At 36.1% G+C, this 24,480-nt stretch carries 26 protein-coding genes; 17 read left to right on the top strand and 9 right to left on the bottom strand.

Features of this window, described 5'->3' with window-relative positions; genetic code table 11:
* Positions 1–31: 31 nt before the first annotated feature.
* Positions 32–1,252, bottom strand: coding sequence for an alanyl-tRNA editing protein (locus MHH71_RS26060; RefSeq protein WP_078211738.1), 1,221 nt, complete (start codon positions 1,250–1,252; stop codon positions 32–34).
* 119 nt (positions 1,253–1,371) lie between these two features.
* On the opposite strand from MHH71_RS26060, the gene MHH71_RS26065 reads away from it, so the two are divergent.
* Complete coding sequence (locus MHH71_RS26065) at positions 1,372–1,764, top strand: hypothetical protein (protein WP_018765327.1); 393 nt, start codon at positions 1,372–1,374, stop codon at positions 1,762–1,764.
* 319 nt (positions 1,765–2,083) lie between these two features.
* Here the strand turns inward: MHH71_RS26065 and MHH71_RS26070 are convergent, their stop codons facing one another.
* Positions 2,084–2,464: an Hsp20 family protein gene (locus MHH71_RS26070; protein ID WP_006095640.1), complete on the bottom strand. Its 381-nt coding sequence runs from the start codon at positions 2,462–2,464 to the stop codon at positions 2,084–2,086.
* 143 nt (positions 2,465–2,607) lie between these two features.
* On the bottom strand, positions 2,608–2,751 hold the full coding sequence (locus MHH71_RS26075; protein WP_033799044.1) for a small acid-soluble spore protein P: 144 nt from the start codon (positions 2,749–2,751) through the stop codon (positions 2,608–2,610).
* Positions 2,752–2,871: 120 nt separating this feature from the next.
* Here MHH71_RS26075 and MHH71_RS26080 point away from each other — a divergent pair, with 120 nt between their 5' ends.
* Both MHH71_RS26080 and MHH71_RS26085 read left to right on the top strand, forming a co-directional pair.
* Positions 2,872–3,135, top strand: a complete 264-nt coding sequence (locus MHH71_RS26080; RefSeq protein ID WP_006095641.1) for a hypothetical protein — start codon at positions 2,872–2,874, stop codon at positions 3,133–3,135.
* Between the two features lie 44 nt (positions 3,136–3,179).
* On the top strand, positions 3,180–3,905 hold the full coding sequence (locus tag MHH71_RS26085; protein ID WP_033799045.1) for a polysaccharide deacetylase family protein: 726 nt from the start codon (positions 3,180–3,182) through the stop codon (positions 3,903–3,905).
* A 38-nt stretch (positions 3,906–3,943) separates the two neighbouring features.
* Here the strand turns inward: MHH71_RS26085 and sspO are convergent, their stop codons facing one another.
* The gene (sspO, locus tag MHH71_RS26090; protein ID WP_006095643.1) at positions 3,944–4,093 is read right to left on the bottom strand and encodes a small acid-soluble spore protein O; all 150 of its coding nucleotides are present in this window, start codon (positions 4,091–4,093) and stop codon (positions 3,944–3,946) included.
* Between the two features lie 283 nt (positions 4,094–4,376).
* Between sspO and acnA the strand changes: the two genes are divergently transcribed.
* Complete coding sequence (acnA, locus tag MHH71_RS26095) at positions 4,377–7,100, top strand: aconitate hydratase AcnA (protein ID WP_006095644.1); 2,724 nt, start codon at positions 4,377–4,379, stop codon at positions 7,098–7,100.
* Between the two features lie 120 nt (positions 7,101–7,220).
* Here acnA and MHH71_RS26100 read toward each other — a convergent pair whose 3' ends face one another.
* Positions 7,221–7,556 (bottom strand): YmzC family protein, encoded by a 336-nt coding sequence (locus MHH71_RS26100; protein WP_006095645.1) that lies wholly within the window; start codon positions 7,554–7,556, stop codon positions 7,221–7,223.
* Between the two features lie 393 nt (positions 7,557–7,949).
* A complete protein-coding gene (locus MHH71_RS26105; protein ID WP_033799046.1) occupies positions 7,950–8,540 on the bottom strand; it encodes a YjdJ family protein in 591 nt (196 codons plus the stop codon).
* A 199-nt stretch (positions 8,541–8,739) separates the two neighbouring features.
* Between MHH71_RS26105 and MHH71_RS26110 the strand changes: the two genes are divergently transcribed.
* The 5 genes from MHH71_RS26110 (at position 8,740) to tlp (ending at position 11,302) form a co-directional block, all read left to right on the top strand.
* Positions 8,740–9,315 carry a peroxiredoxin family protein gene (locus MHH71_RS26110; RefSeq protein ID WP_033799047.1) on the top strand — a complete coding sequence of 192 codons (576 nt, stop codon included), beginning with the start codon at positions 8,740–8,742 and terminating at the stop codon, positions 9,313–9,315.
* Between the two features lie 116 nt (positions 9,316–9,431).
* Complete coding sequence (locus MHH71_RS26115; protein WP_006095648.1) at positions 9,432–10,379, top strand: 3'-5' exonuclease; 948 nt, start codon at positions 9,432–9,434, stop codon at positions 10,377–10,379.
* Between the two features lie 271 nt (positions 10,380–10,650).
* Complete coding sequence (locus MHH71_RS26120) at positions 10,651–10,794, top strand: FbpB family small basic protein (protein WP_003199083.1); 144 nt, start codon at positions 10,651–10,653, stop codon at positions 10,792–10,794.
* Between the two features lie 43 nt (positions 10,795–10,837).
* Positions 10,838–10,972, top strand: coding sequence for an acid-soluble spore protein SspN (gene sspN / locus MHH71_RS26125; RefSeq protein WP_003199081.1), 135 nt, complete (start codon positions 10,838–10,840; stop codon positions 10,970–10,972).
* A gap of 105 nt (positions 10,973–11,077) precedes the next feature.
* Positions 11,078–11,302 carry a small acid-soluble spore protein Tlp gene (tlp, locus tag MHH71_RS26130; protein WP_003199079.1) on the top strand — a complete coding sequence of 75 codons (225 nt, stop codon included), beginning with the start codon at positions 11,078–11,080 and terminating at the stop codon, positions 11,300–11,302.
* A 16-nt stretch (positions 11,303–11,318) separates the two neighbouring features.
* Here tlp and MHH71_RS26135 read toward each other — a convergent pair whose 3' ends face one another.
* On the bottom strand, positions 11,319–12,611 hold the full coding sequence (locus tag MHH71_RS26135) for a glycosyl hydrolase family 18 protein (protein ID WP_006095650.1): 1,293 nt from the start codon (positions 12,609–12,611) through the stop codon (positions 11,319–11,321).
* Between the two features lie 110 nt (positions 12,612–12,721).
* Here MHH71_RS26135 and MHH71_RS26140 point away from each other — a divergent pair, with 110 nt between their 5' ends.
* A complete protein-coding gene (locus MHH71_RS26140; RefSeq protein WP_003199074.1) occupies positions 12,722–13,141 on the top strand; it encodes an acyl-CoA thioesterase in 420 nt (139 codons plus the stop codon).
* A 26-nt stretch (positions 13,142–13,167) separates the two neighbouring features.
* On the opposite strand, the gene MHH71_RS26145 is transcribed toward MHH71_RS26140, so the two are convergent.
* Both MHH71_RS26145 and plsY read right to left on the bottom strand, forming a co-directional pair.
* The gene (locus MHH71_RS26145; RefSeq protein ID WP_006095651.1) at positions 13,168–13,458 is read right to left on the bottom strand and encodes a HesB/YadR/YfhF family protein; all 291 of its coding nucleotides are present in this window, start codon (positions 13,456–13,458) and stop codon (positions 13,168–13,170) included.
* Between the two features lie 108 nt (positions 13,459–13,566).
* Positions 13,567–14,163 carry a glycerol-3-phosphate 1-O-acyltransferase PlsY gene (gene plsY / locus MHH71_RS26150; protein WP_003199069.1) on the bottom strand — a complete coding sequence of 199 codons (597 nt, stop codon included), beginning with the start codon at positions 14,161–14,163 and terminating at the stop codon, positions 13,567–13,569.
* Positions 14,164–14,389: 226 nt separating this feature from the next.
* Between plsY and MHH71_RS26155 the strand changes: the two genes are divergently transcribed.
* The 7 genes from MHH71_RS26155 to parC all read left to right on the top strand — a co-directional run bounded on the left by MHH71_RS26155 (position 14,390) and on the right by parC (position 24,221).
* Positions 14,390–16,246 carry an anaerobic ribonucleoside triphosphate reductase gene (locus MHH71_RS26155; RefSeq protein WP_033799048.1) on the top strand — a complete coding sequence of 619 codons (1,857 nt, stop codon included), beginning with the start codon at positions 14,390–14,392 and terminating at the stop codon, positions 16,244–16,246.
* Positions 16,243–16,695, top strand: coding sequence for an anaerobic ribonucleoside-triphosphate reductase activating protein (gene nrdG, locus MHH71_RS26160; RefSeq protein ID WP_018765335.1), 453 nt, complete (start codon positions 16,243–16,245; stop codon positions 16,693–16,695). Before MHH71_RS26155 ends, nrdG begins: the two co-directional genes overlap by 4 nt.
* Before the next feature lie 18 nt (positions 16,696–16,713).
* Positions 16,714–17,391 carry a response regulator transcription factor gene (locus tag MHH71_RS26165; protein WP_003199064.1) on the top strand — a complete coding sequence of 226 codons (678 nt, stop codon included), beginning with the start codon at positions 16,714–16,716 and terminating at the stop codon, positions 17,389–17,391.
* A gap of 353 nt (positions 17,392–17,744) precedes the next feature.
* A complete protein-coding gene (locus MHH71_RS26170) occupies positions 17,745–18,974 on the top strand; it encodes a S1C family serine protease (protein ID WP_006095653.1) in 1,230 nt (409 codons plus the stop codon).
* Between the two features lie 72 nt (positions 18,975–19,046).
* Positions 19,047–19,460 carry a CoA-binding protein gene (locus MHH71_RS26175; RefSeq protein ID WP_003207948.1) on the top strand — a complete coding sequence of 138 codons (414 nt, stop codon included), beginning with the start codon at positions 19,047–19,049 and terminating at the stop codon, positions 19,458–19,460.
* 374 nt (positions 19,461–19,834) lie between these two features.
* Entirely contained in the window at positions 19,835–21,799 is a 1,965-nt protein-coding gene (gene parE, locus MHH71_RS26180; RefSeq protein WP_006095654.1) for a DNA topoisomerase IV subunit B, read from the top strand.
* 1 nt (position 21,800) lies between these two features.
* The gene (gene parC / locus MHH71_RS26185; RefSeq protein WP_006095655.1) at positions 21,801–24,221 is read left to right on the top strand and encodes a DNA topoisomerase IV subunit A; all 2,421 of its coding nucleotides are present in this window, start codon (positions 21,801–21,803) and stop codon (positions 24,219–24,221) included.
* Positions 24,222–24,480: the final 259 nt, after the last annotated feature.

Genomic DNA, 24,480 nt, shown 5'->3' on the forward strand with positions numbered 1-24,480 from the left:
GATAGCATCAGGCTATCCTTTAGATTGTACTTTAAAATGTTTCTTGTGATAAATGAATAAGATGAGCTAGAAATTCTTCACCTGTAATAATTGCTTTTCCTCCGCCGCGAGCGCTTTTTTGATTACCGCCTCCTTTTCCTTCAATAGTAGGAAGAGCATTTTTCAAAATTGTATTCATGTTTGCTGTTACCGCTTTCCCGCATGCAAGAACGCATTGTAATTTTTCTTCATTTTCGGTAACTAGGTATGTAATAGAGTTTTCATTTTGTTCGGTAATGATAGCTGATAATTTCGTGATTTCCTGCATGGAACGATGTGTAAAGACTTTAGAAATGAGTGTTCCAGCATGTATGTCTATGGATTGTTGCAACAATTTATTTGCTTCTACGAAAAGTAGTTTTTCGTTCATAGTTTGTAGTGCTTTTTCGTTTTCTTCTTGAGAAGTAAGAAGCTGGGTTACTTTATTTGGAATATCATTTTCACTACTATTTAACTGTTTGGAAACGTCTTTAATAATTTGTTGATGACGCTTCATTAACTTGAGTACACGCCATCCTGCAACCAATGTTAAACGGATACCACCTTTATTCCGCTCCCACCCTATTATATGAATTGGCCCCACTTCACCTGTATATTTTGGATGTGTGCCACCACAACCGTTGTAATCGTAGTTTTCAATGATTACAACGCGAATATTTTCTGTAATTGTTGGTTCTTTTCGGAGAGGTAACTGTTTTGCTTCCTCTAAGTTCATCCATTTAATATGGATAGGATGATTTTCAAAGACAATCTGATTTGCAATTTGGAGTGCGCTAGTAGCTGTTTCTATCGAAAGTTCAGGTGTATCTAAATCAATTGTTATCGTTTCTTTTCCAAGATGAAAACCAATTGTGGGAATGTCAAAATGATCCCAAAATGCAGCGGATAGAATATGCTGAGCTGTATGTTGTTGCATATGATCAAAACGACGCTGCCAATTAATTTTACCCGTTACCTCTTTTGTATGTAATTCACTTGATATAAAATGACGGATTTCGCCCTCAACTTCCTCAACATTGACGACGGAAGCTTCATTTAATGTTCCTGTATCATGTGGTTGCCCACCGCCAGTTGGGTAAAATGCTGTTTCTGTCAAAGTAACATATAATTTTTCTTCGCTATCATAGGCCTGTTTAATAATTTGTGCTGTAAATGTTTGCTGATAGGCATCGATGTAATATAATTTTTGGTTCACTTTCGTACTCCTTTCTATCTCACTAGTTTCATTGTAAAACAATCTAAATAAGTTTCCTAATATTTCAGAAGAAAAAATCTCTTTTTTAGAATTTTCTTGCTATAATAAGAAAAAGGGAATATACGGGGGTGGATGAAATGCTGTATGAAAATGGCGTAGACAAATTGATTCGTCTCAATACAAATATTTCTGAACTATATCGAGAATTACATGGAATGACTCGGACTTTAATGGAGTGTAATCGAGAAAGTATAATATTCGATCGGTTATATGTGAAAGAGTTATTATGGAAAAAAGAAGATGTGTCCGCTATGTATGATCAGCTTCTCGTTCAGCTTTGTATCAATGAATGCTTTGATTTAAAAAGTGTCATCACTGGTGAATACAAATATACGTATGAGGAAGTGGAAAATGCGGTTCTTGAATTTAATGAAAAGTATGATGTGAACATCCTAATCAAGGACGTTTGCAAAGAGTTACAGTTTACATATGGTATTGACATGGAATTATCTAGGATAGCCAAGGTGTAATCATATTTACTATAAAAACAGGGAGAAGAAAGCTGTTAGTTTGCTTTCTTTTTCTATGCATATGCATGAAATAGGGTTAGAAGCTTAATTTTACCCCGCATTAACGGACAGTAATCCTCCCTATCTCAAGGTTCAGAGAGAAGAAAGGAAGATAGGTAGGGGATAACTGCTCGTAAAAGCTCGAGTGGTGAAGGCTTTCCATCAGTGGGAGATGAAGAAAACCCACACTGATGGAAGTTTCACTTTATATAAAATAAAGAAAAAACAGGGTAGGAAAAATTAGTAACAAACTTTTTCTACTCTGTTTTTATATAACGTTTTAATTAAAAAAAAGAACTTTTTTCTCATGTTCATTTGCAACTTCAGTTTTTGAAATGTGTATGGCAAGAAAGCCATTTTCTAAACAGGCTAGCATTTTTTTATAGATGATGTTAGCAGGTAAAGAAATTGTTCGTTGCAAGGACGAGTTCTTATGAAATATATGAATTGCTAGGCCTGTCTCCATCTTGTTTATAAGTACATCTTGTTCTGACACATTAAGGATATCAGTTTCTAAAATATACTCTTGCTCCGTTTCACAAAGATCAATGTGAATGTGATTAGGGAAACTGAAGTTGTCGTATGAATCAGAGCAAAACTGATCCATCCATTCTTCAAAACCATCAACATGAAAAAGACAGTTTTTCTTTTTCTTGCCCATGTAAGACACCCTCCGTAAAGTCTCAATTCATATTATAATATGCATTAAGAAATTAGAGGTGAAAAACAAACTAGAAAATATGTTGAGTGGTTTGTTGTAAATAGCTTAAGTGAGAAGGACAATACATGTGCATTGTCCTTCTTTTACATATCGTGATGCGTGTGATTTTTTTGTCTTGAATGATTTCGGTTTTTTACTTTATGTGACCCACTTAGCGGCTCAGGTTGCCCAGAAGGCTGTCCTTTTTTTGTGTTTTGACGAATAGACTTGCTATTGTTTTTTTCCATGTTGTGTTGCACCTCCTTCTTGTATTTAGAATGAGAGAACTTTGTAAATTTATACGAGAATGTTTTTATGAAAAAAGGTAAAGCTAAGTGAGACTAACTATAACAGAAAGGGGAAAGCGTATGCCGTATCATAAAGATAAACAGCAAGCTTTTCAAGCCGCACAACAAGGAGTCGTACAAGCGGAAAATTTATACAAAAATATTGTGAAAAATGACCCGAATTATGGTCAGGATTTAAAGCATTTACGCCAAGAAGTTCAAGAGGCATATGAACAAATTCAAAATGCATTGGAAGTAGCATCTGAAACACAACGTCCACAACTTGAGCAGTATGAAAGTAATTTGCAAAACATTATACGAGATGTGGATCTGCTAGGCGATTGAACAGGTTGTATGAGTTCAACAACCTGTTCAAGTTTGGAGTCAATATGTTGAAAAGAAAAATTTCTGTAATAATCATTTGTTTGGTTTGTGTTGTACATATATTTCAAGTGGACAAAGTAGAAGCGAAAATGCTGATGAGAAAAGAATTAGAGCCTACGGGTTATGTAACGTGGGAGGTACCAAATAACGAGAAGATAATTGCAATTACATTTGATGATGGTCCGGATCCTACGTATACTCCGCAGGTGTTAAAGCTATTACACCAATATAAAGCTGAGGCAACTTTTTTTATGATTGGTTTTCGGATTCAGCGGAATCCGTATTTAGTTAAGCAGGTGCTAAAGGAAGGACATGAGATTGGAAATCATACGATGAATCATTTATATGCTAGAAGTGCATCTGATGAAAGATTAAAAGATGATATTTTAGCGGGGAAAAAGTATTTACAAAAGTGGGTAAAGGAGCCGCTACTTTTCCGTCCACCAGGTGGATATATTAACTACGCAGTTTTTACGACGGCAAAAGAAGCGGGTTATCAAACCGTTTTATGGTCTTGGCATCAAGATCCAAAAGATTGGGCAAATCCAGGAACTGAGTCCATTGTGAATCATGTTGTGAAAAATGCGAAGAGTGGAGATATAGTGTTATTACATGATGGTGGAAGTGATCGGAGTCAAACTGTAGCTGCATTAGAGAAAATTCTGCCGGCCCTTCAAAAAGAAGGGTATCGATTTGTAAAAGTTTCGGAATTGTTACGTTATAAACATTAAATAAAAATCCCAAAAGGAGTACCTTTTGGGATTTTTCATTACTGATTCTTCTTACGTTTTTTATTATTTTGACGCTGAGCTGGTGTTAGTGGTTCGTTTGCAAACTCCTCATTATAACCAGTTCCTTGTCCTTGTGCTGATGCAGCATTCATTCCTGGAATTACATGATTTGCTTTACGTTTACCCATTTAGTTTCACCCCTATAATGTTTTCTTTATAAACAAATAATGATACATGTATGAACGTAAAGTAATACTCAAAGAGAAAGCTTTACTTTATGGTAATAGTATTCATAAGGAGAGCGAAGACTATTCAAAATTCCAGAGATAAAGAAAACTTATGATAAACTATAAGTTTCTTATTATTTACTTATTTAGAAAGTTGTAATAAGATATTATCGTAAGGTATTGAAAAATTTGTCTACATTTTATATTCAGACAACTCAGTCACGTTTAACAGGGGGGAAACATAATGGTCAAACATAATCCATTTCAATCTCGTGAAACATTTGAAGTAGATGGAAAAACGTATCATTATTATCAATTGAAAGCGCTTGAAAATGCAGGGGTTGGCAACGTATCACAATTACCATATTCAATTAAAGTTTTGCTTGAATCTGTACTTCGTCAAGTTGATGGACGTGTCATTACAGAAGAGCATGTTACAAATTTAGCGAAGTGGGGAACGAAAGATGTTCAAGATATCGATGTTCCATTTAAACCATCTCGCGTAATTTTACAAGACTTCACAGGTGTTCCAGCTGTCGTTGATTTGGCTTCACTTCGAAAAGCAATGGCGGACATGGGTGGAGATCCTGATAAAATTAATCCGGAAATTACTGTAGATCTTGTAATCGATCACTCTGTACAGGTTGATAGAGCGGGTACAGCAGACGCGCTTGAATTCAACATGGACTTAGAGTTTAAACGTAATGAAGAACGTTATAAATTTTTAAGCTGGGCACAAAAATCGTTTGATAACTATCGTGCAGTGCCACCAGCAACAGGTATTGTACACCAAGTAAACCTTGAGTATTTAGCACCAGTTGTTCATGCGGTGAAAAATGCTGAAGGTGAATTAGTTGCATACCCAGATTCATTAGTGGGAACAGACTCTCATACTACAATGATTAATGGTATCGGTGTCCTTGGATGGGGCGTTGGTGGTATTGAGGCAGAAGCAGGGATGCTTGGACAACCTTCATACTTCCCAGTACCAGAAGTAATCGGTGTTAAATTAACTGGTACACTTCCAAGTGGTACAACAGCAACAGACGTTGCGTTAAAAGTAACACAAGTGTTACGTCAGAAAGGTGTAGTTGGTAAATTTGTTGAGTTCTTCGGTAGCGGACTACAAAGCATGCCTTTAGCTGACCGTGCAACAATTTCAAACATGGCACCAGAATACGGTGCAACTTGTGGATTCTTCCCAATTGATGAAATTTCATTAGATTACTTACGTTTAACAGGAAGAGACGAAGAACAAATTCGCATTGTTGAAGAATACTGTAAAGCAAACGGTTTATTCTATACAGCAGACAGTAAAGATCCAATTTATACAGATCTTGTTGAGATTGATTTAAATACAATTGAATCTAACCTTTCAGGACCAAAACGTCCACAAGATTTAATCCCTCTTTCAAACATGAAAGATGAGTTCCATAAAGCGGTTGTGGCACCAGTTGGAACGCAAGGACTTGGGTTCAATGAACAAGAATTTGATAAAGAAGTGAAAGTTGCATTAAAAGATCAAGAAGTAACGATGAAAACAGGTGCAATTGCAATCGCTGCGATTACAAGCTGTACAAATACATCTAATCCATATGTATTAATTGGTGCAGGCTTAGTTGCGAAAAAAGCAATTGAAAAAGGACTTAAAGTACCTGGTTATGTAAAAACATCATTAGCACCAGGATCTAAAGTAGTAACGGAATACTTAGATAAATCAGGCCTAACAACTTATTTAGATCAATTAGGATTCCAAACAGTTGGTTACGGATGTACAACTTGTATCGGTAACTCTGGCCCATTAGAACTAGAATTAGAAGAAGCAATTGCGGCAAATGACCTATTAGTAACATCTGTTTTATCTGGTAACCGTAACTTTGAAGGTCGTATTCATCCGCTTGTAAAAGCGAACTACTTAGCATCACCACCACTTGTTGTGGCGTATGCACTTGCTGGTACAGTGGATATCGACTTGAAAAATGATGCAATCGGTAAAGATGCAAACGGTAACCCGATTTACTTTAACGACATTTGGCCATCAGCTAAAGAAATTGAAGAAGTGGTTCAAAGCGTCGTAACGTCTGAATTGTTCAAAAAAGAATATGCACAAGTATTTAACAGCAATGAACGCTGGAATGAAATTCAAACTTCAAATGAAGCGTTATATACTTGGGATAATGACTCAACATACATTCAAAATCCACCGTTCTTTGAAGGATTATCAAAAGAACCAGGTGAAGTAGAAACACTTTCAGGTTTACGCGTAGTTGGTAAATTTGGTGACTCTGTAACAACAGACCATATTTCACCAGCAGGTTCAATTGGTAAACATACACCAGCAGGCCGCTATTTATTAGAAAATGGTGTACAGCCAGTTGACTTTAACTCTTATGGTTCTCGCCGTGGTAATCATGAAGTTATGATGCGTGGTACATTCGCAAATATCCGTATCAAAAACCAAATCGCACCAGGAACAGAAGGTGGATATACAACTTACTGGCCAACTGGTGAAGTAACATCTATCTATGATGCTGCGATGAAATATAAAGAAGACGGCACTGGACTTCTTGTAGTTGCTGGTAAAGATTACGGTATGGGAAGTTCTCGTGACTGGGCTGCGAAAGGTACAAACCTTTTAGGTATTAAAGCAGTAATCGCAGAAAGCTTCGAGCGTATTCACCGCAGTAACCTTGTATTAATGGGCGTATTACCATTACAATTTAAAGAAGGCGAAAGTACTGAAACATTAGGTCTTGTTGGTAACGAATCATTTGAAATTCAAATTGATAAAACAGTTAAACCACGCGATCTTGTAAAAGTAGTTGCAATTGACCCAGAAGGAAACGAAAAACAATTTGAAGTAGTAGCACGTTTCGATAGTGAAGTAGAAATTGACTACTACCGTCACGGTGGTATCTTACAAATGGTGCTTCGTGAAAAAATTGAAGAGTCTAAGGTGTCAAACTAATTAAGTGTAGTAATAGAGAAAAGTAAATATTTTCAATCGAAATGAGGAAGCTGATTGTGGTTAGCTTCCTCATTTTATGTGCAAGGAAAGTGGTGAAACTATATGGTTTCATCTCTTTCCTTATTCTGCTTTATTAAGTTGATACTCATATGTAGACGAATTTTCCGTATTAAATTCTTTTACCAATGTAATCTTATTTGTATCTGGGTTATACTTGAAAATTTTAATAGTGTGCCGATCACCGCTGTCAGGGTTACTCTCTTGTAAAGCAAATGTATTTTCTGCAATTTGAGTCATATTACTAGTTTGATCATTTTGTACACTTATTGGAGTAGTATCATGGTTTGTAGAAACTTCAATGACGCTTTCTTTGTTAAAAAATATAAGGACTAGAATTAAGATTACAAGACAAATACGCATATAGCGTAGTTCTTTACTAATTGGGTGTTCTCCCATAGGGTTCATCCTTTCAATAATTACTACGAACTAGAGGTTGTTGTAATAGAGTAAAAGCTAATAATGTCAAACGTAGTGAATAAAATAAACGATATCAAAGCTGTATAAAGTGAAACTTTAATCAGTGGAGGCTTTCTTCATCCCCCACTGATTATTAGTTGAACGAATCGGGCTTTTACTGTCCTAAAATAGCGGGATAAAAGCATATGCGGCCAGTTTTTCTTCTTTCAGGATCGTTACTAAATAAGGAGATAACCCATGCGATAATATTAATAGGATAGAATATGAAACTAAAAATATAGAGAATGGCTTTTTAAATGAGTGCATAAGAATCCTTTTTTTAAAAGGAAGGTATTTGCACAAAACAGTACAAGCATCTTCCTTATTGTCACCTCATATGTTTATATTTTTGCGTAAACGTATTTGATGAGAGAGCTTAGTTACAACTAGCCCTGTCATATAAAGAAAAGTTAGAATGAGAACTGTACTAATGATAGGAGACTTTTGAAATGCGTATAACAACCTATCAATATAATAAATTTGATTTACATCTGTAATTGATTTTGGTGAAAAGACTAAATATTTCTCCCAATTCTTTTCCACAGCAATTATCGCACCTGTAGAATGTGTGACAAGTAATGTGTAAATAAAAATAGGAAGAACAATCATGAGTTGTAAACCGATTAATCCTGTTTTATGTTTTCTCCAGTATAACCAGCGAGTTATCATAATTCCTATTAAATAGACAATTGATAATACAAAAATTGTAGTAAAAACTGGATTATACTTAAAGGCATACAACAGTTTGTCAATTTCATAAATTTGATTGGAGTCTTCTGCTGTTTGGGGAGTGAAGACGATATGTTGTTTCCAGTCCTCTGAAATACTTAAGTAGCTAGCAGTCCAGCTTGTAATAAACAATGAGAAAAATAAGATGGGGAGAATGATAACATATTGTAACCAATGCAAAACGGTTTTATTCATAAATAATGACATCCTTTCCAAATTATAACTATTATAATTATATGATAAAATGAAACGGTTTTCATTGTTATTAAGAATATTCTATTTATTTATCAGGAGAATATTTCCAAGGTTGTCTGTATAAGCTAAAATAAAGTATAAATACTATTGTTATTTTTAAGTGATATATAAAATGAGATAAGCGATAAGGATGATGTATATGTGGCGAAAGCTTACCATTGTTGTAGTGTTGCTTTGTTTAGCGAGCTATGCAGTTTATGAACAGCTCGGAAAGAATGAGAAACAAGTAAGGGAAGAACCAGTGAAAAGCGAAGCGGCGATGAAAGAAATCATTGCAAAAAATGGGATTGAGGTAGGCAAGATTGCACCGGATTTTGAGTTATCAAAATTAGATGGCACAAAAGTAAAATTATCGGATTTTAAGGGGAAGAAAGTTATTTTAAATTTCTGGGCAACGTGGTGTGGACCTTGTCAGCAAGAAATGCCGGATATGGAAGCTTTCTATAAGAAGAATAAAGATGATGTAGAAATCCTTGCTGTAAATTATACGGTTTCTGAACGTGCTAACGGAGAAGAAAAAGTGAAAAAGTTTGCAGAAGAGAAGGGATTGACATTCCCTATTTTGCTTGATAAAGATATAAATGTTACAACAATGTATAAAGTAATTACCATTCCAACTTCTTATTTTGTGGATACAAAAGGTGTGATTCAAGATAAATTTATCGGACCGATGACACAAAAAGAAATGGAGAAGAGAATTGCGAAAATAAAATAATGAAAGAGGACAGAATTGGCTATTTGTCATTTCTGTCTTTTCTTTTTCATTAAGCAGCTTGTTCGTGATATGATGAAAGAAATTTCATCGAAAATAATGATTGGGGAGCGTATATTGTGGGGAATTTACCATTGACAGGAGACTATGTTGTTATTGATTTTGAAACGACAGGATTTAATCCTTATAATGATCGAATAATTCAAGTGGCAGCGGTTCGGTATCGTAATCATGAGCTGGCAGATCAATTTGTTTCTTTTGTAAATCCAGAGCGATTTATTCCTAATCGAATTACGAGTTTAACAGGGATTACAAATTATCGCGTTTCGGATGCTCCAACGATTCAGGAAGTTTTGCCGTTATTTTTAGCGTTTTTAGGAGAAGATACCATTGTTGCTCATAATGCTTCGTTTGATATGCGTTTTTTAAAGAGTAATGCAAAAATGCTTAGATTGCCAGAACCTAAAAATATAGTAATTGATACCGTCTTTTTAGCGAAAAGATATATGAAGCATGCCCGGAACCATAAGTTAGAAACTTTAAAAAGAATGCTCGGAATTCGTTTAAGTTCTCATAATGCACTTGACGACTGTATCACATGTGCAGCTGTGTATCAAAAATGTGCTGCTATTCAAGAAGAAGGACAAAAGAAAACAAAAAAAGAAACGGTTGAAGAAGACGAAGTGTACACACTAATAAAAGAAATGCTTGTAAAGCATAATCGCGATATAGAATGGATTCGCAATGTGAGTGTTGGAAGTTATCTAGATATAAAGGCTTTTTATCCGATTATAAGGGTGAAGGTAAAAGGGCGAAAAAAATATGTTTTAACTGAAAAGACAGAACAAGAAATATTAGGGATATATCCTGCTTTAAAATGTGAGCCGGCTTTAAAAAGTGAAATAGGGACAACTAGAATTATGATTGAAAGCATAGAGGACTTTACAAAATTAGAAAATTATATTTTAGAGAGTTATGATGCAGTCATGCAAGCGCTGAATGAGTACAAAGAAATGAAAGATAATGCGGATGAAGAAATTAAAAAGTATTTAAGTATAACGAAATGATAAAGTGAAACTTTAATCAGTGGGGGAATTCTTCATCTCCTACTTAAGTTGTTTCATTTTACTGAATTTTGAGAGGATATTACTTGTTTGTGAATAGCAGGATAAAATGCTTGGAAATCCATTAGTTGTTTAAGAACAGCTAATGGACTTTTTTGTTAACAAAAGACTTTTCTGTGACAAAACATAAAATTTTCTTACAAATCTGATTAAAGAGTTTTTCATTTGCTCATACTAACTATAGTAAGAAAGAGAAGGAGAAAGGATGAGCAGCATGAGAAGAAATCGTCGAAGAACGTTTGAAGAACTTGTGAAGGAAAATAAGCGGCAACTACTAAACGATCGTGATGCAATTGAACGGATTGAGGAACGAATCGAGAAGCGTTATGAAATGCAATTTTTTAAGCAGGCTGAATAATTCTTATCACTAGTATGATACTAGTGATAAGGAGGCGATAAGAATGGGAAATCCAAAGAAGAATTCCAAAGATTTTACACCAGATCATATTGGAACACAGTCGAAAAAAGCCGGTGGAAACAAAGGGAAGCAAATGCAAGACCAAACAGGGAAACAACCGATTGTTGATAACGGTTAAAAAAAGGAGAATGTTTTCATTCTCCTTTTTTTATGTGCATACATAATCTAATTCGTTTTTGGAAAACTAACATGGTATGTATATTTCAACTAGGAGGGAAATCGTATGACAGAGCAATATAAAGCGAATCCAGATGATAGAAGTGATAATGTAGAAAAACTACAAGAAATGGTACAAAATACGATTGATAACTTTAATGAGGCAAAAGAAACTGCAGAGGTTTCGAATGAAAAAGATCGCGCTGCAATTGAAGCGAAAAATCAACGCCGTTTAGAAAGTATTGATTCATTGAAAAGTGAAATAAAAGATGAATCTGAATATGATGCGTAAAAAAGGCTGACAGTTGTCAGCCTTTTTTTGTAATCGAGAAATTTTCCACAAGTAAACGCCAATTTTGCGGGAAAGGAAGCCCGATTTTCCAATAGCTAATCCCGCGAATGCCTTGTTCTTTTACTAAATTAAACTTACTCTGAACAGACCTGGCATCTTCAAACCATACTTCATGCTGTACACCATTTTCATCAAAGTAATTAAAGTGTGGTGCTTGTGCTGTAAAATCATAACGAATTGGAACATTATATTTACGAGCAAGTGCAACGGCTGCGACAGAGCTAATTGCTTTTGCTGGTGGATTTCCTTCTTTAAAGGGAAGCTTCCAGTCGAATCCATATAAATTTTGTCCCATCATAATTTTTCGCGGGGGCATTTGAGATTTTGCATATTGGATTACCTGCTTTACAGGGCCAATAGGAGAAACTGCCATGGGTGGTCCACCTTGCCATCCCCAGTCATATGTCATAATCACGACAAAATCAACAATTTCCCCCTGGGCTTTGTAATCGTGTGCTTCGAAAAATTTTCCTTTTTGCTTCGAACTTGTTTTTGGAACAAGTGTTGTGCTTAACGTATATCCTTCAGGTAGTCGTGTTTTTACATTTCGTAAAAATCGGTTATATGCTTCGCGATCTTCGGGTGCAACATTTTCAAAGTCAAAATGAATATCACGCATATTATATTTTTTAGCTGTTTGGAGGATATTTGTAATGAATTTATTTTGAATAGTAGCGTTTCTTAGAAGAACAGAGGCTAATTCAGCGCTAAAATTTCCATTTTCAATATTTGTAATAACGAGCATTGGGATTGTTTGACCCTGCACTGCAATTTGAGCAATTCTTGCGGTTTCAGTCGGCTCTTTTAACGTTCCATCACGCAATGCTTCAAAGCTAAAGTAAGCTAAATATGTGAGATAAGGATTGATGGCCCGCGTAGCATTCACTAAACTTTCTTTAATTGGAATGGTAGAAGGTTGTAAGTAGGCAATAGATTCTATCGTTCGTTTAGAGCCCTTTGGTACATATAGTTGTTGACCAACATGAAGAATGGATTTTAATGATAGATTGTTAACTTTTGCTAAGCTAGCAAGAGGAACGTTATATGTTTGAGAAATTCGATAAAGACTGTCTCCGGGTTGTACATAATAATTATTACCTCTCGTATTTACAATCAGTGCCTGACCGACAACAAGTGTCTCAGCTGGATTAAGTCCGTTGTCTTTTACAATTTCTTCGGGCGTAGTGCCATATTTTGACGCTAAGCTATATACGCTATCACCACTACGAACGGTTACAATTTGAATCATATATTCGCTCCTTTCAGTTAAAAAGATCCACCGTTTCTATTTTATTTTTGATTTCACTGTATTATGATTAAATGTATGTGAGGAAACAGAAGTGAGAAGGAGATAAAGATATGTTTGTAGCAGAACACGAAATTGAGATCCGCTATGCGGAAACAGATCAAATGGGCGTTGTTTACCATTCAAATTATTTAGTATGGCTTGAATTAGGGCGTACAAAATTGATACAAGAATTAGGATTTTCATATATTGAAATGGAGAAAGAAGGGGTTATTTCTCCCGTATTAGATTTGCAAATTTCATATCGGAAAGCAATGCGTTATGGAGAGAAAGCAATTGTGAAAACATGGATTGATTCAGTTAGTCCCCTTCGCGTTATATATGGATATGAAATTTATAACGGTGATGGAGATCTTTGTATTACAGCTACAACAACAAATATTTGTGCGAAAAAAGAAGGTTTTCGTCCTGTGTCCTTTAAGAAACTATATCCAGAGTGGTATGCGAAATATGAGGAAATTAAGAAAAAATAAAAAAGCGTGGCAAAAGCCACGCTTTTTTATTTTTCGTAATTAAATTGAGGGAAGTCATCACTGTCGTTAAAGGTAACGGATAAGTCATGTCCATCAAAGAACCATTCATCATCACCTTCAACGAAGAAAGTAATGCCGTCTTCTTGAATTTGAACAGCAGGATGTGCAGGATCGTCTTTACGGATTCCTAAAGAAAGTCCTTTTTGAACAGTACTGCAACCGCCATATTGTACGAAAAAGCGAAGTGTATCGCCAGATTGTAAGTTTAATTCATCTTTATACCAATTTACTGCTTCTTTTGTTACGGAAAGATTCATGTATAGTTCCTCCAAGTTATGTTGCCTTTTCTTTAGTATAAAAAATAACGCAAAAAGACGCTATTAATATGCTTCGCGTTTTCTTTTTGCGTTATGTGGGTCACAACCTTACTTTTGTTTCTTTGTCAAATTTGCTTTTGGTTCAGTTTTATTTATAATTCGTCCAATATTTGCACGGTGTCTATAAATAACCATACCAGCTAATAAACACATCGCAACAATGAAGATTTTATCCCCGTCAATAATTGATGCAATAACAGCTACGATAGCTGTTACCATAGAAGAAAGCGATACGTATCTCGTTGTAAATAGAAGGGTGAAAAAGATAACAGCTAATATTGCAAAAATAACTGGCGCATAGCATAAGAGTACTCCAGCAGAAGTTGCAACTGCTTTTCCGCCGCGGAATTTTGCAAAGATTGGGTATACATGTCCAAGAACTGCAGCTAATCCAAACCAAAGGGGATGGATATCTAAGGCGAAAATTAACGGCAGAGCTGTCGCTAACGTTCCCTTTAAAATGTCAGCAATTGTAACGATAAAACCTGCTTTTTTCCCTAGCGTCCGAAATGTATTCGTTCCTCCTAAATTACCGCTACCATGCTCGCGAATGTCGATTCCATAACCAATTTTTCCAACAACAAGTGCAAATGGAATCGAGCCAAGTAAATAGGCAACGATAAATAAAAGATATGTAATAAGCATAAGTTCAGTCTCCTTTATTCAAATGTGTTGATAAAGGGTAAAAAGAGTTTTTCCCATATATTGTACCATACATTTGTAAAGAGCACATTTCTTTTTTGTAAATGAAAAATTCAAAGTTTCTTAAAAAAACTTTCACAAGAATGTTACATTTCTCACAGATCTACTATAACTATATGTTGTATCATTTTGTTAGTGAATTAACAAGATGTTGTTGGAGGTTTGGGAAATGATGAAACAAAGTGCATGTGGAGAAGAGTTAATGAAGATTTTTGAAACAATTGTCCACGGGAATGAGCAAGATTTAATGCAAGAAAATGCAAATGTTGATGGGCGGTCTCCTATGGGGATGATGGGAACATTTGCATCTGAGAGTGCAAAATATTATGCAATGGAACACTTACTTTCTGAACAAGTAAAAAAAGCAATAGATCAAAATATATTATACCCACATGATTTAGATTTTTATGCGACAGGTACAACAACATGTTCGCAGATTCCTTTAGCGCAAATGCTTGAAAAAGGATTTCATACCGGGCATGGGCATATGAGGCAACCACAAGATATTAAAAGTGCATTGGCACTTTCTTCGATTATTTTCCAAGCGAATCAAAACATGCAGCACGGTGGTCAATCAGCTGCGTTATTTGACATTGATTTAGCACCGTATGTGAGAAAAACATTCGAGAAAAATAAGAAAAGATTAGAAACGTATCCGTTAACAAAAGAGCAAGTAGAAGAGTTTGCGTGGAAAGAAACAGAGAATGATACGTATCAAGCTTGTGAAGCTTTTATTCATAATTCCAATAGTATGCATAGCAGAGGTGGTGGGCAAGTTCCGTTTATTTCTATTAACTACGGAACGGACACGTCGAAAGAAGGAAGATTGTTAATTAGACAATTATTACGGGCGACGCAAGCTGGATTAGGAAAAGGTGAAACACCCATTTTCCCTATTCAAATCTTTAAAGTAAAAAAAGGTGTGAATTTTGAAGAAAGTGATCCGAACTATGATTTATTTGAATTGGCGTTAGAGACGACAGCAGAACGATTATTCCCGAACTTTTCATTTTTAGATGCGCCATTTAATGCAGTTCATTATGATGGTCGCCCAGAAAGCGAAGTATGTTATATGGGCTGTCGTACGCGTGTTATGTCTAATATTCATGGGGAAGAGACCGCGATTGGAAGAGGGAATTTATCGTTTACTTCTATTAACTTAGTAAAATTAGCATTGATTAGCGGTTCAAAAGAAGCATTTTTTGAAGCTTTAAATTATTATATAGATCTTGGTATTCGTCAACTATTAGAAAGATTTGCTTACCAATGTAAGAAAAAGGCAAGAGATTTTCACTTTTTATATTCGCAAGGAGTATGGCGGGGCGGAGAAAAACTGCATCCTGAAGATTCTGTTGCTGAGATTTTAAAACAAGGAACATTAAGTATTGGTTTTATTGGCCTTGCAGAATGTTTAGTTGTTTTAACAGGAAAACATCATGGAGAAGATAAAGAATCATGGAATCTTGGATGTGAGATTGTTACCTTTATGAGACAGAAAATGGATGCAGCAACGGAAGAACATCAATTGAATTTCTCTTTAATTGCAACGCCTGCAGAGGGACTATCAGGTAAGTTTGTTAAAAAAGATCGAGAAGAATTTGGAATGATTAGCGGTGTAACAAATCATAATTATTATACAAATTCATTTCATATTCCGGTGTATTATAACATCCAAGCGATAGATAAAATACGTTTAGAAGGGCCATTTCATACGCTTTGTAATGGCGGACATATAACGTATATTGAATTAGATGGAGCGGCGGTTCATAACCAAAAAGCATTAAAACAAATTGTGCAGGCAATGGCAGAGTATGGAGTCGGATATGGCTCCATTAATCACCCTGTGGATCGTTGTAAATGCTGTGGCTATCATGGTGTCATCAAAAATGAATGTCCAAGTTGTGGAAACGAGGATGAGAATGATATCGAAAGAATTCGCCGTATAACAGGATATCTTGTAGGTGATATGTCTAAATGGAATAGTGCAAAGCGCAGTGAAGAAGCGGATCGGGTGAAACATAAATGAGAGTAATGAATATTATTCATGATAGTGTAGTAGATGGTGACGGATTGCGGACAGTCGTGTTTTTTGCGGGCTGTCCGCATCGTTGTTTAGGATGTCATAATCCTAAGTCATGGAATATTTGTAATGGAACTGAAATGACCGTAGAAGAAATTGTGAAAGAGATTGCCAAAAACCCGCTTACTGATGTAACATTTTCAGGTGGAGATCCATTTTTTCAAGCTGCTGAAGTGAAGAAGGTAGCAAATGCGGTGAAGGCTTTGAAAAAAAACTTATGGATTTACACAGGTTATACATTAGAAGAGATACAGAGTTCTCAAAATAATGATATGATAGAGTTGTTACACTATGGGGATGTTCTGGTCGATGGAAGGTTTGAACTTCAAAAAAGAGACTTGACACTTCCGTTTCGCGGAAGCTCCAATCAACGTATTATTCGATTGAAAGAGTAAAAAGGCGGGATAGGTCAGATGAACAAAACAGTATTACTTGTTGAAGACGAAAGAAGGCTACGCGAAATTGTTAGTGATTATTTTCGCAATGAAGGTTTTGAAGTGATAGAAGCTGAAGATGGAAAACAAGCGTTAGAATTATTTGCTGAACATACAATTGATTTAATTATGTTAGATATCATGTTGCCAGAGATAGATGGTTGGTCTGTTTGTCGTCGTATTAGAAAAGAGTCAGCGGTACCAATTATTATGCTTACAGCTCGTTCTGACGAAGATGATACATTGTTAGGTTTTGAACTTGGGGCTGATGAATATGTAACAAAGCCTTTTAGTCCTAAAGTACTAGTAGCTAGGGCGAAAACTTTATTAAAGCGTGCTGATGGGGCAGTAGGCGTTGCAGAAGAGAATGCACTTTCTATGGCTGGAATCGATGTGAATCGTCTTTCGCGTACGGTATCGGTAAACGGAGAAGAAATTATATTAACGCATAAAGAATTTGAACTTCTTGTTTATTTAATGGAGAATAAAGGAATCGTATTATCACGCCAGCATTTATTAGATCAACTTTGGGGATATGATTATTATGGTGATGATCGTACTGTAGATACACATATAAAAAAATTGCGAAATAAGTTAGGGGATAAAGCAAAACATATCGGAACTGTTATTCGAGTTGGATATAAGTTTGAGGAATAGTTTTTAAATACTATGTAATAGAAAAAACGATAGAAAAGCTTTCTTTTTGGTTGGAAGAGAGAATCCGCCCATGGATAGAAGCGGTCAGTACCTTTTTTTGCCCCATGCCGAGTGAAAACAGAGGGAGAAAACGAGTGGAGATCTCTTTTTGTTTTCGTAGCAGCAACTTATAGGTTGAAAATATAGTACATTTACACTCTCTTTTGTAGATGAAAATGTACAAATTACAGATTTTTTGTCTACAATAATGAATAAAAGTATTTTTTTAATTGGATTTCACGATGAGTTCACAAGAAGGACACAAAATGTGACTATACTGAAAATACGAATTCAGCAGAGAGGGGATATCAATTATGGGATATTATGACGGACCAAATATGAATGAAGAGCATAGTGAAACGAGAGAAGTAAAAAAATCAGGTAGTAAAAAAGGTTACTTTTTTACAGGTTTAGTTGGAGCAGTTATCGGAGCTGTTTCCATTAGTTTTGCAGCACCGTATATGCCATGGACAAATGGGAATGGGACGGCGTTAACTTCTAATTCAAAAGTAGAGGGAACTGTGGTTCCTGTTGCAAATAAAGTAAAGGGTGAAACAGATTTACCTGGTATGATTGAAGGGGCGAAAGAAGTAGTTGTAGGTGTTATCAATATGCAACAGAACATAGATCCATTTGCAATGGAGCAAGCAGGGCAGGAACAAACAGCTGGAACAGGATCTGGTGTAATTTATAAAAAAGCTGGGAATAAAGCTCTCATTGTAACAAATAATCACGTAGTAGACGGAGCAAACAAACTGGCAGTGAAACTAAGTAATGGTAAAACAGTAGATGCAAAATTAGTTGGGAAAGATCCATGGTTAGATTTAGCTGTTGTAGAGATTGATGGATCTAATATTAATAAAGTAGCCACACTTGGTGATTCCAGTAAAATTCGCGCTGGTGAATCGGCTATTGCAATTGGGAATCCATTAGGTTTTGATGGTAGTGTAACAGAAGGGATTATTAGTAGTAAAGAACGCGAAATTCCAGTGGATATTAATGGTGACAAACAGCCGGATTGGCAAGCACAAGTGATTCAAACAGATGCAGCAATTAACCCAGGGAACAGTGGTGGCGCATTATTCAATCAAAATGGTCAAGTCATCGGCATTAACTCTAGTAAGATTGCACAGCAAGAAGTAGAGGGTATTGGCTTTGCTATCCCAATTAATGTGGCAAAACCAGTCATTGAATCTCTTGAAAAAGATGGAACAGTAAAACGTCCAGCGATGGGAGTAGGAGTTGCATCTCTTGAGGATTACCCACCGTATGCATTAGGACAATTAAAATTACCAAAAGATGTTACAAAGGGTGTTCTCTTAAGCAAAATTTATCCCGTCTCACCAGCTGAAAAAGCAGGACTTCAGCAGTATGACGTTGTTGTAGCATTAGATGGCCAAACAGTAGAAAACTCACTTCAATTCCGTAAATATTTATATGAAAAGAAAAAAGTTGGCGATAAAATTGAAGTAACATTCTATCGAAATGGTGAAAAAATGACGAAAACAGCTACTTTAGCAGATAACTCTTCTGCTAAGAATTAATAAAGAAAGTCTCTTTCGTATTGAAAGAGACTTTCTTTATCGGCTATACTAAAAGAATAGGAGGGATTTAATATGACAATTGAAAACCCAACTCGTACGGAAATTGGTGAAGTATTGAAAAATAGCAAAACAATTGCGGTTGTTGGATTATCTAACAAACCAGAACGCACGTCCTATATGGTTTCAAAAGCAATGCAGGATGCAGGGTATCGTATTATCCCAGTAAACCCAGTCGTAGATGAGGTACTGGGAGAAAAAGCTGTTCCGTCATTAAAAGACATTAAGGAGCATGTCGATATCGTAAATGTATTCCGTCGTTCTGAATTTTTAATGGACGTCGCAAAGGAATTTGTGGAGATTGATGCGGATGTTTTTTGGGCACAATTAGGAGTACAAGATGAAGATACATATAAATTTTTAAAGGAAAAGGGATATACTGTTATTATGGATCGTTGTATAAAAGTAGAACATGCAATGACGAGGTAGTATAGACATTGTAAACGAAAGATCGATTCAGCTCGGGGGAATACTTGAAGACTGGGTAGATGAACGAGGTGTTCATCATGAGATTTTTTAAAGGCTGTTTTTGGGGATTGCTACTTGTTATCCCATTTTGGATAATTGTCATTTGGTTAATTGCCAAATGGTGGAGTGTGTAATTGGAATACATATCCATTTTTTGTTGACAAACGATTATTTTTCTGAAATAGTAGCCTAGAGGAATCCTTGTGAAAAAACAAGGATTTTTCTATTGAAAATAGTATATAAAAGACATAACATAACTTGCCAAAAGGATGGTTAAGGCGTTATTCTATAATAGAAACGTATGTTCTGATTTGATTAGGAAAGGGGCAAGGAGTTTGGCAAAGCATCAGTTTCAATATAATGAAGATGCCATTCAAGTGCTTGAAGGTCTTGAAGCCGTTCGAAAACGCCCGGGTATGTATATCGGGAGCACGGACAGCCGTGGATTGCATCATTTAGTATACGAAATAGTAGATAACTCAGTTGATGAAGCATTAGCGGGGTTTGGCGACGAAATTTCTGTCGTAATACATAAGAATAATAGTATTAGTGTTATTGATAAAGGGCGCGGAATGCCTACGGGAATGCATAAACTTGGAAAACCTACACCTGAAGTGATTTTAACTGTACTTCATGCAGGGGGGAAGTTTGGACAAGGAGGTTATAAAACGAGTGGCGGTTTACACGGTGTTGGTGCATCTGTTGTAAATGCATTATCAGAATGGCTCGTTGTAACCATTAAACGCGATGGGTATATATATGAACAACGTTTTGAAAATGGTGGTGTTCCTGCAACGACACTAGAGAAAATTGGAAAAACAAAACAATCTGGAACAACGATGCATTTTAAACCAGATCCATCAATTTTCAGTACAACAAATTATAATTATGAAACGTTATGTGAGAGATTACGTGAATCTGCATTTCTGTTAAAAGGTATGAAAATCACTATAAGAGATGAACGAAATGATTTAGAAGATGTTTTTCATTATGAAACAGGAATTGAAGCATTTGTTTCTTACTTAAACGAAGAAAAGGACTCTATACATCCAGTTGTTTACTTCACTGGTGAACAAAATGGGATTGAAGCAGAACTTGCATTTCAATTTAACGATGGCTATTCAGAAAATATTCTTTCATTCGTAAACAATGTACGTACGAAAGATGGGGGGACACATGAGGCAGGATTTAAAACAGCGATGACACGTGTCTTTAATGAATATGCTCGTAAAGTCTCTTTGCTAAAAGAAAAAGATAAAAACCTAGAAGGTACAGATATTCGCGAAGGGTTAGCGGCGATTGTTTCTGTACGTGTACCGGAGGATTTATTGCAATTTGAAGGTCAAACAAAAGGTAAGCTTGGTACAAGTGAAGGACGTTCATCTGTCGATGCAATTGTTTCGGAACATTTAGCATACTTTTTAGAAGAAAATCCAGATGTAGCAACACTTCTTGTGAGAAAAGCAATTAAAGCAGCACAAGCCCGTGAAGCAGCGCGTAAGGCTAGAGAAGAAGCTCGTACTGGTAAGAAGAAAAAACGTTCAGAAGGAACGTTGAGCGGGAAGTTAACACCTGCGCAATCACGTAATCCACAGAAGAACGAACTATATTTAGTAGAGGGTGACTCTGCTGGTGGCTCTGCAAAGCAAGGGCGTGATCGCCGTTTCCAAGCTGTCTTGCCACTGCGAGGTAAAGTCATTAACACGGAAAAAGCAAAGCTTGCTGATATTTTCAAAAATGAAGAAATCAATACAATTATTTATGCAATTGGTGGCGGCGTTGGAAATGAATTTACTGTCGAAGATATCAACTATGATAAAGTCGTAATTATGACCGATGCTGATACGGATGGCGCACATATTCAAGTGTTACTACTTACGTTTTTCTACCGTTATATGAAGCCGTTAATTGAAGCTGGTAAAGTATTTATTGCTCTTCCACCTTTATATAAAGTAAGTAAAGGAAAAGGGAAAAGCGAAGTCATTGAATATGCATGGTCAGATGAAGAATTAGATGGCGTAACGAAAAAGGTCGGTAAAGGATATATGTTGCAGCGCTATAAAGGTCTTGGCGAAATGAACGCGGATCAATTATGGGAAACAACAATGAATCCAGAAACGCGTACGCTAATTCGAGTAAAAATTGACGATGCAGCAAGAGCAGAACGCCGCGTGACGACATTGATGGGTGATAAAGTAGAACCACGTCGGAAATGGATTGAGCGTAATGTACAGTTTGGTATGCAAGAAGAAGGTAATATTTTAGAGAATGAAATGATTATGGAGACGGAGGTGGAATAACATGCAGGCAGAGAAGTTTCATGACCTCCCGCTTGAAGACGTGTTAGGTGACCGCTTTGCACGTTATAGTAAATATATTATTCAAGATCGCGCGCTACCAGATGCTCGTGATGGTTTAAAGCCAGTGCAACGTCGGATTTTATATTCAATGTATGTAGAAGGAAACGTACATGATAAACCATTTCGTAAATCAGCTAAAACAGTTGGTAATGTTATTGGTAACTATCATCCACACGGTGATTCTTCTGTATATGAAGCGATGGTACGTTTAAGCCAAGATTGGAAAGTACGTAACGTATTAGTTGAAATGCACGGAAATAATGGTAGTGTCGACGGTGATCCAGCGGCAGCAATGCGTTATACAGAAGCTCGTTTATCGCCAATTGCATCTGAGTTACTCCGTGATATTGATAAAGAGACAGTAGAATTTGTATCAAACTTTGACGATACAAGTGAAGAACCTGTTGTATTACCAGCAATGTTCCCGAATTTATTGGTAAACGGTTCAACAGGGATTTCAGCTGGATATGCAACAGAAATTCCACCGCATCACCTTGGAGAAGTAATTGATGCAACAATGATGCGTATCGATAAGCCAAATAGTTCCGTAGATGATTTATTAACAGTTATAAAAGGACCTGATTTCCCAACAGGTGGCATTATTCAAGGGCTTGATGGAATTAAAAAAGCATATGAAACAGGAAAAGGGAAAATCATCATTCGTGGAAAAGCGGAAGTTGAAACGATTCGCGGTGGCAAACAGCAAATTGTCATTACAGAAATTCCATACGAAGTCAATAAAGCAAACCTTGTAAAGAAAATGGATGAACTACGTCTAGATAAAAAGCTAGATGGAATTGCGGAAGTACGTGATGAGACAGATCGTACAGGTCTTCGTATTGTTGTGGAACTAAAAAAAGAAGCAAACGCAGAAGGTATTTTAAATTACTTATATAAAAATACTGATTTACAAGTTCCATATAACTTCAATATGGTGGCTATAAATAATCGTCGTCCAACATTAATGACGTTACCCAAGATTTTAGATGCGTACATTGGGCATCAAAAAGAAGTTGTTACACGTCGTTCGGAATATGAGTTGCGAAAAGCTGAAAATCGTCAACATATTGTGGCAGGTTTAATGAAAGCATTATCGATTTTAGATGAGGTAATTGAAACAATTCGAGCATCTAAAGATAAGCGTAATGCAAAAGATAATTTAAGTGCAAAATTTGGATTCACAGAAGCGCAGGCAGAAGCAATTGTATCCTTGCAACTGTATCGTTTAACAAATACAGATATTACAGCACTAGAAAAAGAAGCGGAAGAACTAGAGAAGAAAATTACAGAATTACAAGCGATTTTACAAAGTGAGAAAAAGCTCCTTCAGGTCATTAAAGCAGATCTAAAGAGAGTAAAGAAAACGTATAGCGATAATCGCCGTGCTGTTATTGAAGAGGAAATTGAAGAAATTAAAATTGATGTGGAAGTTATGATTCCACAGGAGGATGTCATCGTTACTGTAACGAAAGAAGGTTATGTGAAGCGAACTGGTTGGCGCTCACATAATGCATCGAACGGGAAAGACTTCGGTATGAAAGAGGGCGACATCTTACTCGAGCGTTTCGATACAAATACAACAGAAATAGTTCTCTTATTTACGAATAAAGGAAATTATATTTATCTTCCAGTATACGAAATGCCGGACATTCGTTGGAAAGATTTAGGTCAGCATGTGGCAAATATCGTTTCACTTGATAGGGACGAGACATTAATTTGGGCAACCGTTGTACCGAATTTCGAGGAAGAAAAGCGATTTATTGTGTTTGTTACACGAAATGGTATGATTAAGAAAACGGAATTAAATCAGTATAAAGTTCAGCGCTATTCAAGAGCGTTTGTAGCCGTAAACTTGAAAAAAGATGATGAAGTTGTCGATATCTTCGCAACAGATGGAACAAGTGATATTGTTCTTGCAACACATGGTGCATATGCACTTATTTTTAATGAAGAAGAAGTAAGCCCAGTTGGTGTAAGAGCAGCTGGGGTAAAAGGGATTAATTTAAAAGAAGATGATTATGTTGCTTCTGGTAGAGCGTTAAATAGTGAAAAAGATCAATTGATTCTCGTAACGCAGCGCGGTGCAGTTAAGCGATTAAAAGCTTCCGAAATTGAGAAATCAACAAGGGCGAAGCGAGGCCTTGTTATCTTCAAAGAGTTAAAACGTAATCCGTACCGTATTGTCGGTATTGAAATTGTTCGTGATGATGAACTTGTTTATATGAAAACAGAAAAACAGATTGTAGAAGAAATAGATCCAAAAGCATTTCGTAATAAAGACCGGTATAGTAACGGTAGTTTAGTACTAGATGTTACTGATACGGGTGAAGTGGTTGAGACGTGGACGAAGAAACGGATATAGTGAATAAACGATAGTAAGTATTTCAATTAAATATACTTATCTTATTAGTGAAACCCATGTTCTATATAGAACATGGGTTTCTTGGAGTAGTAGGGCTTTAAATTCACCACTATTCTAATTTTTTTAGTTTTTTCATGAAAGTAAATCAAAAAGAATTAGGATGAAAAATAAGGGGGATTATGTATTGATAGAAACGGGGAACAGTACGTCATCATCATATTAAGACGATAAGAAACTCTCGAAAATATATTGTTTCAAG

Source organism: Bacillus sp. FSL H8-0534 (genome assembly GCF_038005885.1).
Taxonomy (GTDB): Bacteria; Bacillota; Bacilli; order Bacillales; family Bacillaceae_G; genus Bacillus_A; species Bacillus_A pseudomycoides.

Bases quoted from the DNA above. Each gene is read 5' to 3' on its own strand.
- MHH71_RS26075 (WP_033799044.1), bottom strand. From the start codon at position 2,751: ATGGAAAAAAACAATAGCAAGTCTATTCGTCAAAACACAAAAAAAGGA.
- sspO (WP_006095643.1), bottom strand. From the start codon at position 4,093: ATGGGTAAACGTAAAGCAAATCATGTAATTCCAGGAATGAATGCTGCA.
- MHH71_RS26145 (WP_006095651.1), bottom strand. From the start codon at position 13,458: ATGAATCTTTCCGTAACAAAAGAAGCAGTAAATTGGTATAAAGATGAA.
- MHH71_RS26070 (WP_006095640.1), bottom strand. From the start codon at position 2,464: ATGGGCAAGAAAAAGAAAAACTGTCTTTTTCATGTTGATGGTTTTGAA.
- MHH71_RS26080 (WP_006095641.1), top strand. From the start codon at position 2,872: ATGCCGTATCATAAAGATAAACAGCAAGCTTTTCAAGCCGCACAACAA.
- MHH71_RS26155 (WP_033799048.1), top strand. From the start codon at position 14,390: ATGATGAAACAAAGTGCATGTGGAGAAGAGTTAATGAAGATTTTTGAA.
- MHH71_RS26120 (WP_003199083.1), top strand. From the start codon at position 10,651: ATGAGAAGAAATCGTCGAAGAACGTTTGAAGAACTTGTGAAGGAAAAT.
- MHH71_RS26110 (WP_033799047.1), top strand. From the start codon at position 8,740: ATGTGGCGAAAGCTTACCATTGTTGTAGTGTTGCTTTGTTTAGCGAGC.
- sspN (WP_003199081.1), top strand. From the start codon at position 10,838: ATGGGAAATCCAAAGAAGAATTCCAAAGATTTTACACCAGATCATATT.
- MHH71_RS26165 (WP_003199064.1), top strand. From the start codon at position 16,714: ATGAACAAAACAGTATTACTTGTTGAAGACGAAAGAAGGCTACGCGAA.
- tlp (WP_003199079.1), top strand. From the start codon at position 11,078: ATGACAGAGCAATATAAAGCGAATCCAGATGATAGAAGTGATAATGTA.
- MHH71_RS26170 (WP_006095653.1), top strand. From the start codon at position 17,745: ATGGGATATTATGACGGACCAAATATGAATGAAGAGCATAGTGAAACG.
- parC (WP_006095655.1), top strand. From the start codon at position 21,801: ATGCAGGCAGAGAAGTTTCATGACCTCCCGCTTGAAGACGTGTTAGGT.
- acnA (WP_006095644.1), top strand. From the start codon at position 4,377: ATGGTCAAACATAATCCATTTCAATCTCGTGAAACATTTGAAGTAGAT.
- MHH71_RS26085 (WP_033799045.1), top strand. From the start codon at position 3,180: ATGTTGAAAAGAAAAATTTCTGTAATAATCATTTGTTTGGTTTGTGTT.
- nrdG (WP_018765335.1), top strand. From the start codon at position 16,243: ATGAGAGTAATGAATATTATTCATGATAGTGTAGTAGATGGTGACGGA.
- MHH71_RS26100 (WP_006095645.1), bottom strand. From the start codon at position 7,556: ATGGGAGAACACCCAATTAGTAAAGAACTACGCTATATGCGTATTTGT.
- MHH71_RS26135 (WP_006095650.1), bottom strand. From the start codon at position 12,611: ATGATTCAAATTGTAACCGTTCGTAGTGGTGATAGCGTATATAGCTTA.
- MHH71_RS26065 (WP_018765327.1), top strand. From the start codon at position 1,372: ATGCTGTATGAAAATGGCGTAGACAAATTGATTCGTCTCAATACAAAT.
- MHH71_RS26175 (WP_003207948.1), top strand. From the start codon at position 19,047: ATGACAATTGAAAACCCAACTCGTACGGAAATTGGTGAAGTATTGAAA.
- MHH71_RS26140 (WP_003199074.1), top strand. From the start codon at position 12,722: ATGTTTGTAGCAGAACACGAAATTGAGATCCGCTATGCGGAAACAGAT.
- plsY (WP_003199069.1), bottom strand. From the start codon at position 14,163: ATGCTTATTACATATCTTTTATTTATCGTTGCCTATTTACTTGGCTCG.
- MHH71_RS26105 (WP_033799046.1), bottom strand. From the start codon at position 8,540: ATGAATAAAACCGTTTTGCATTGGTTACAATATGTTATCATTCTCCCC.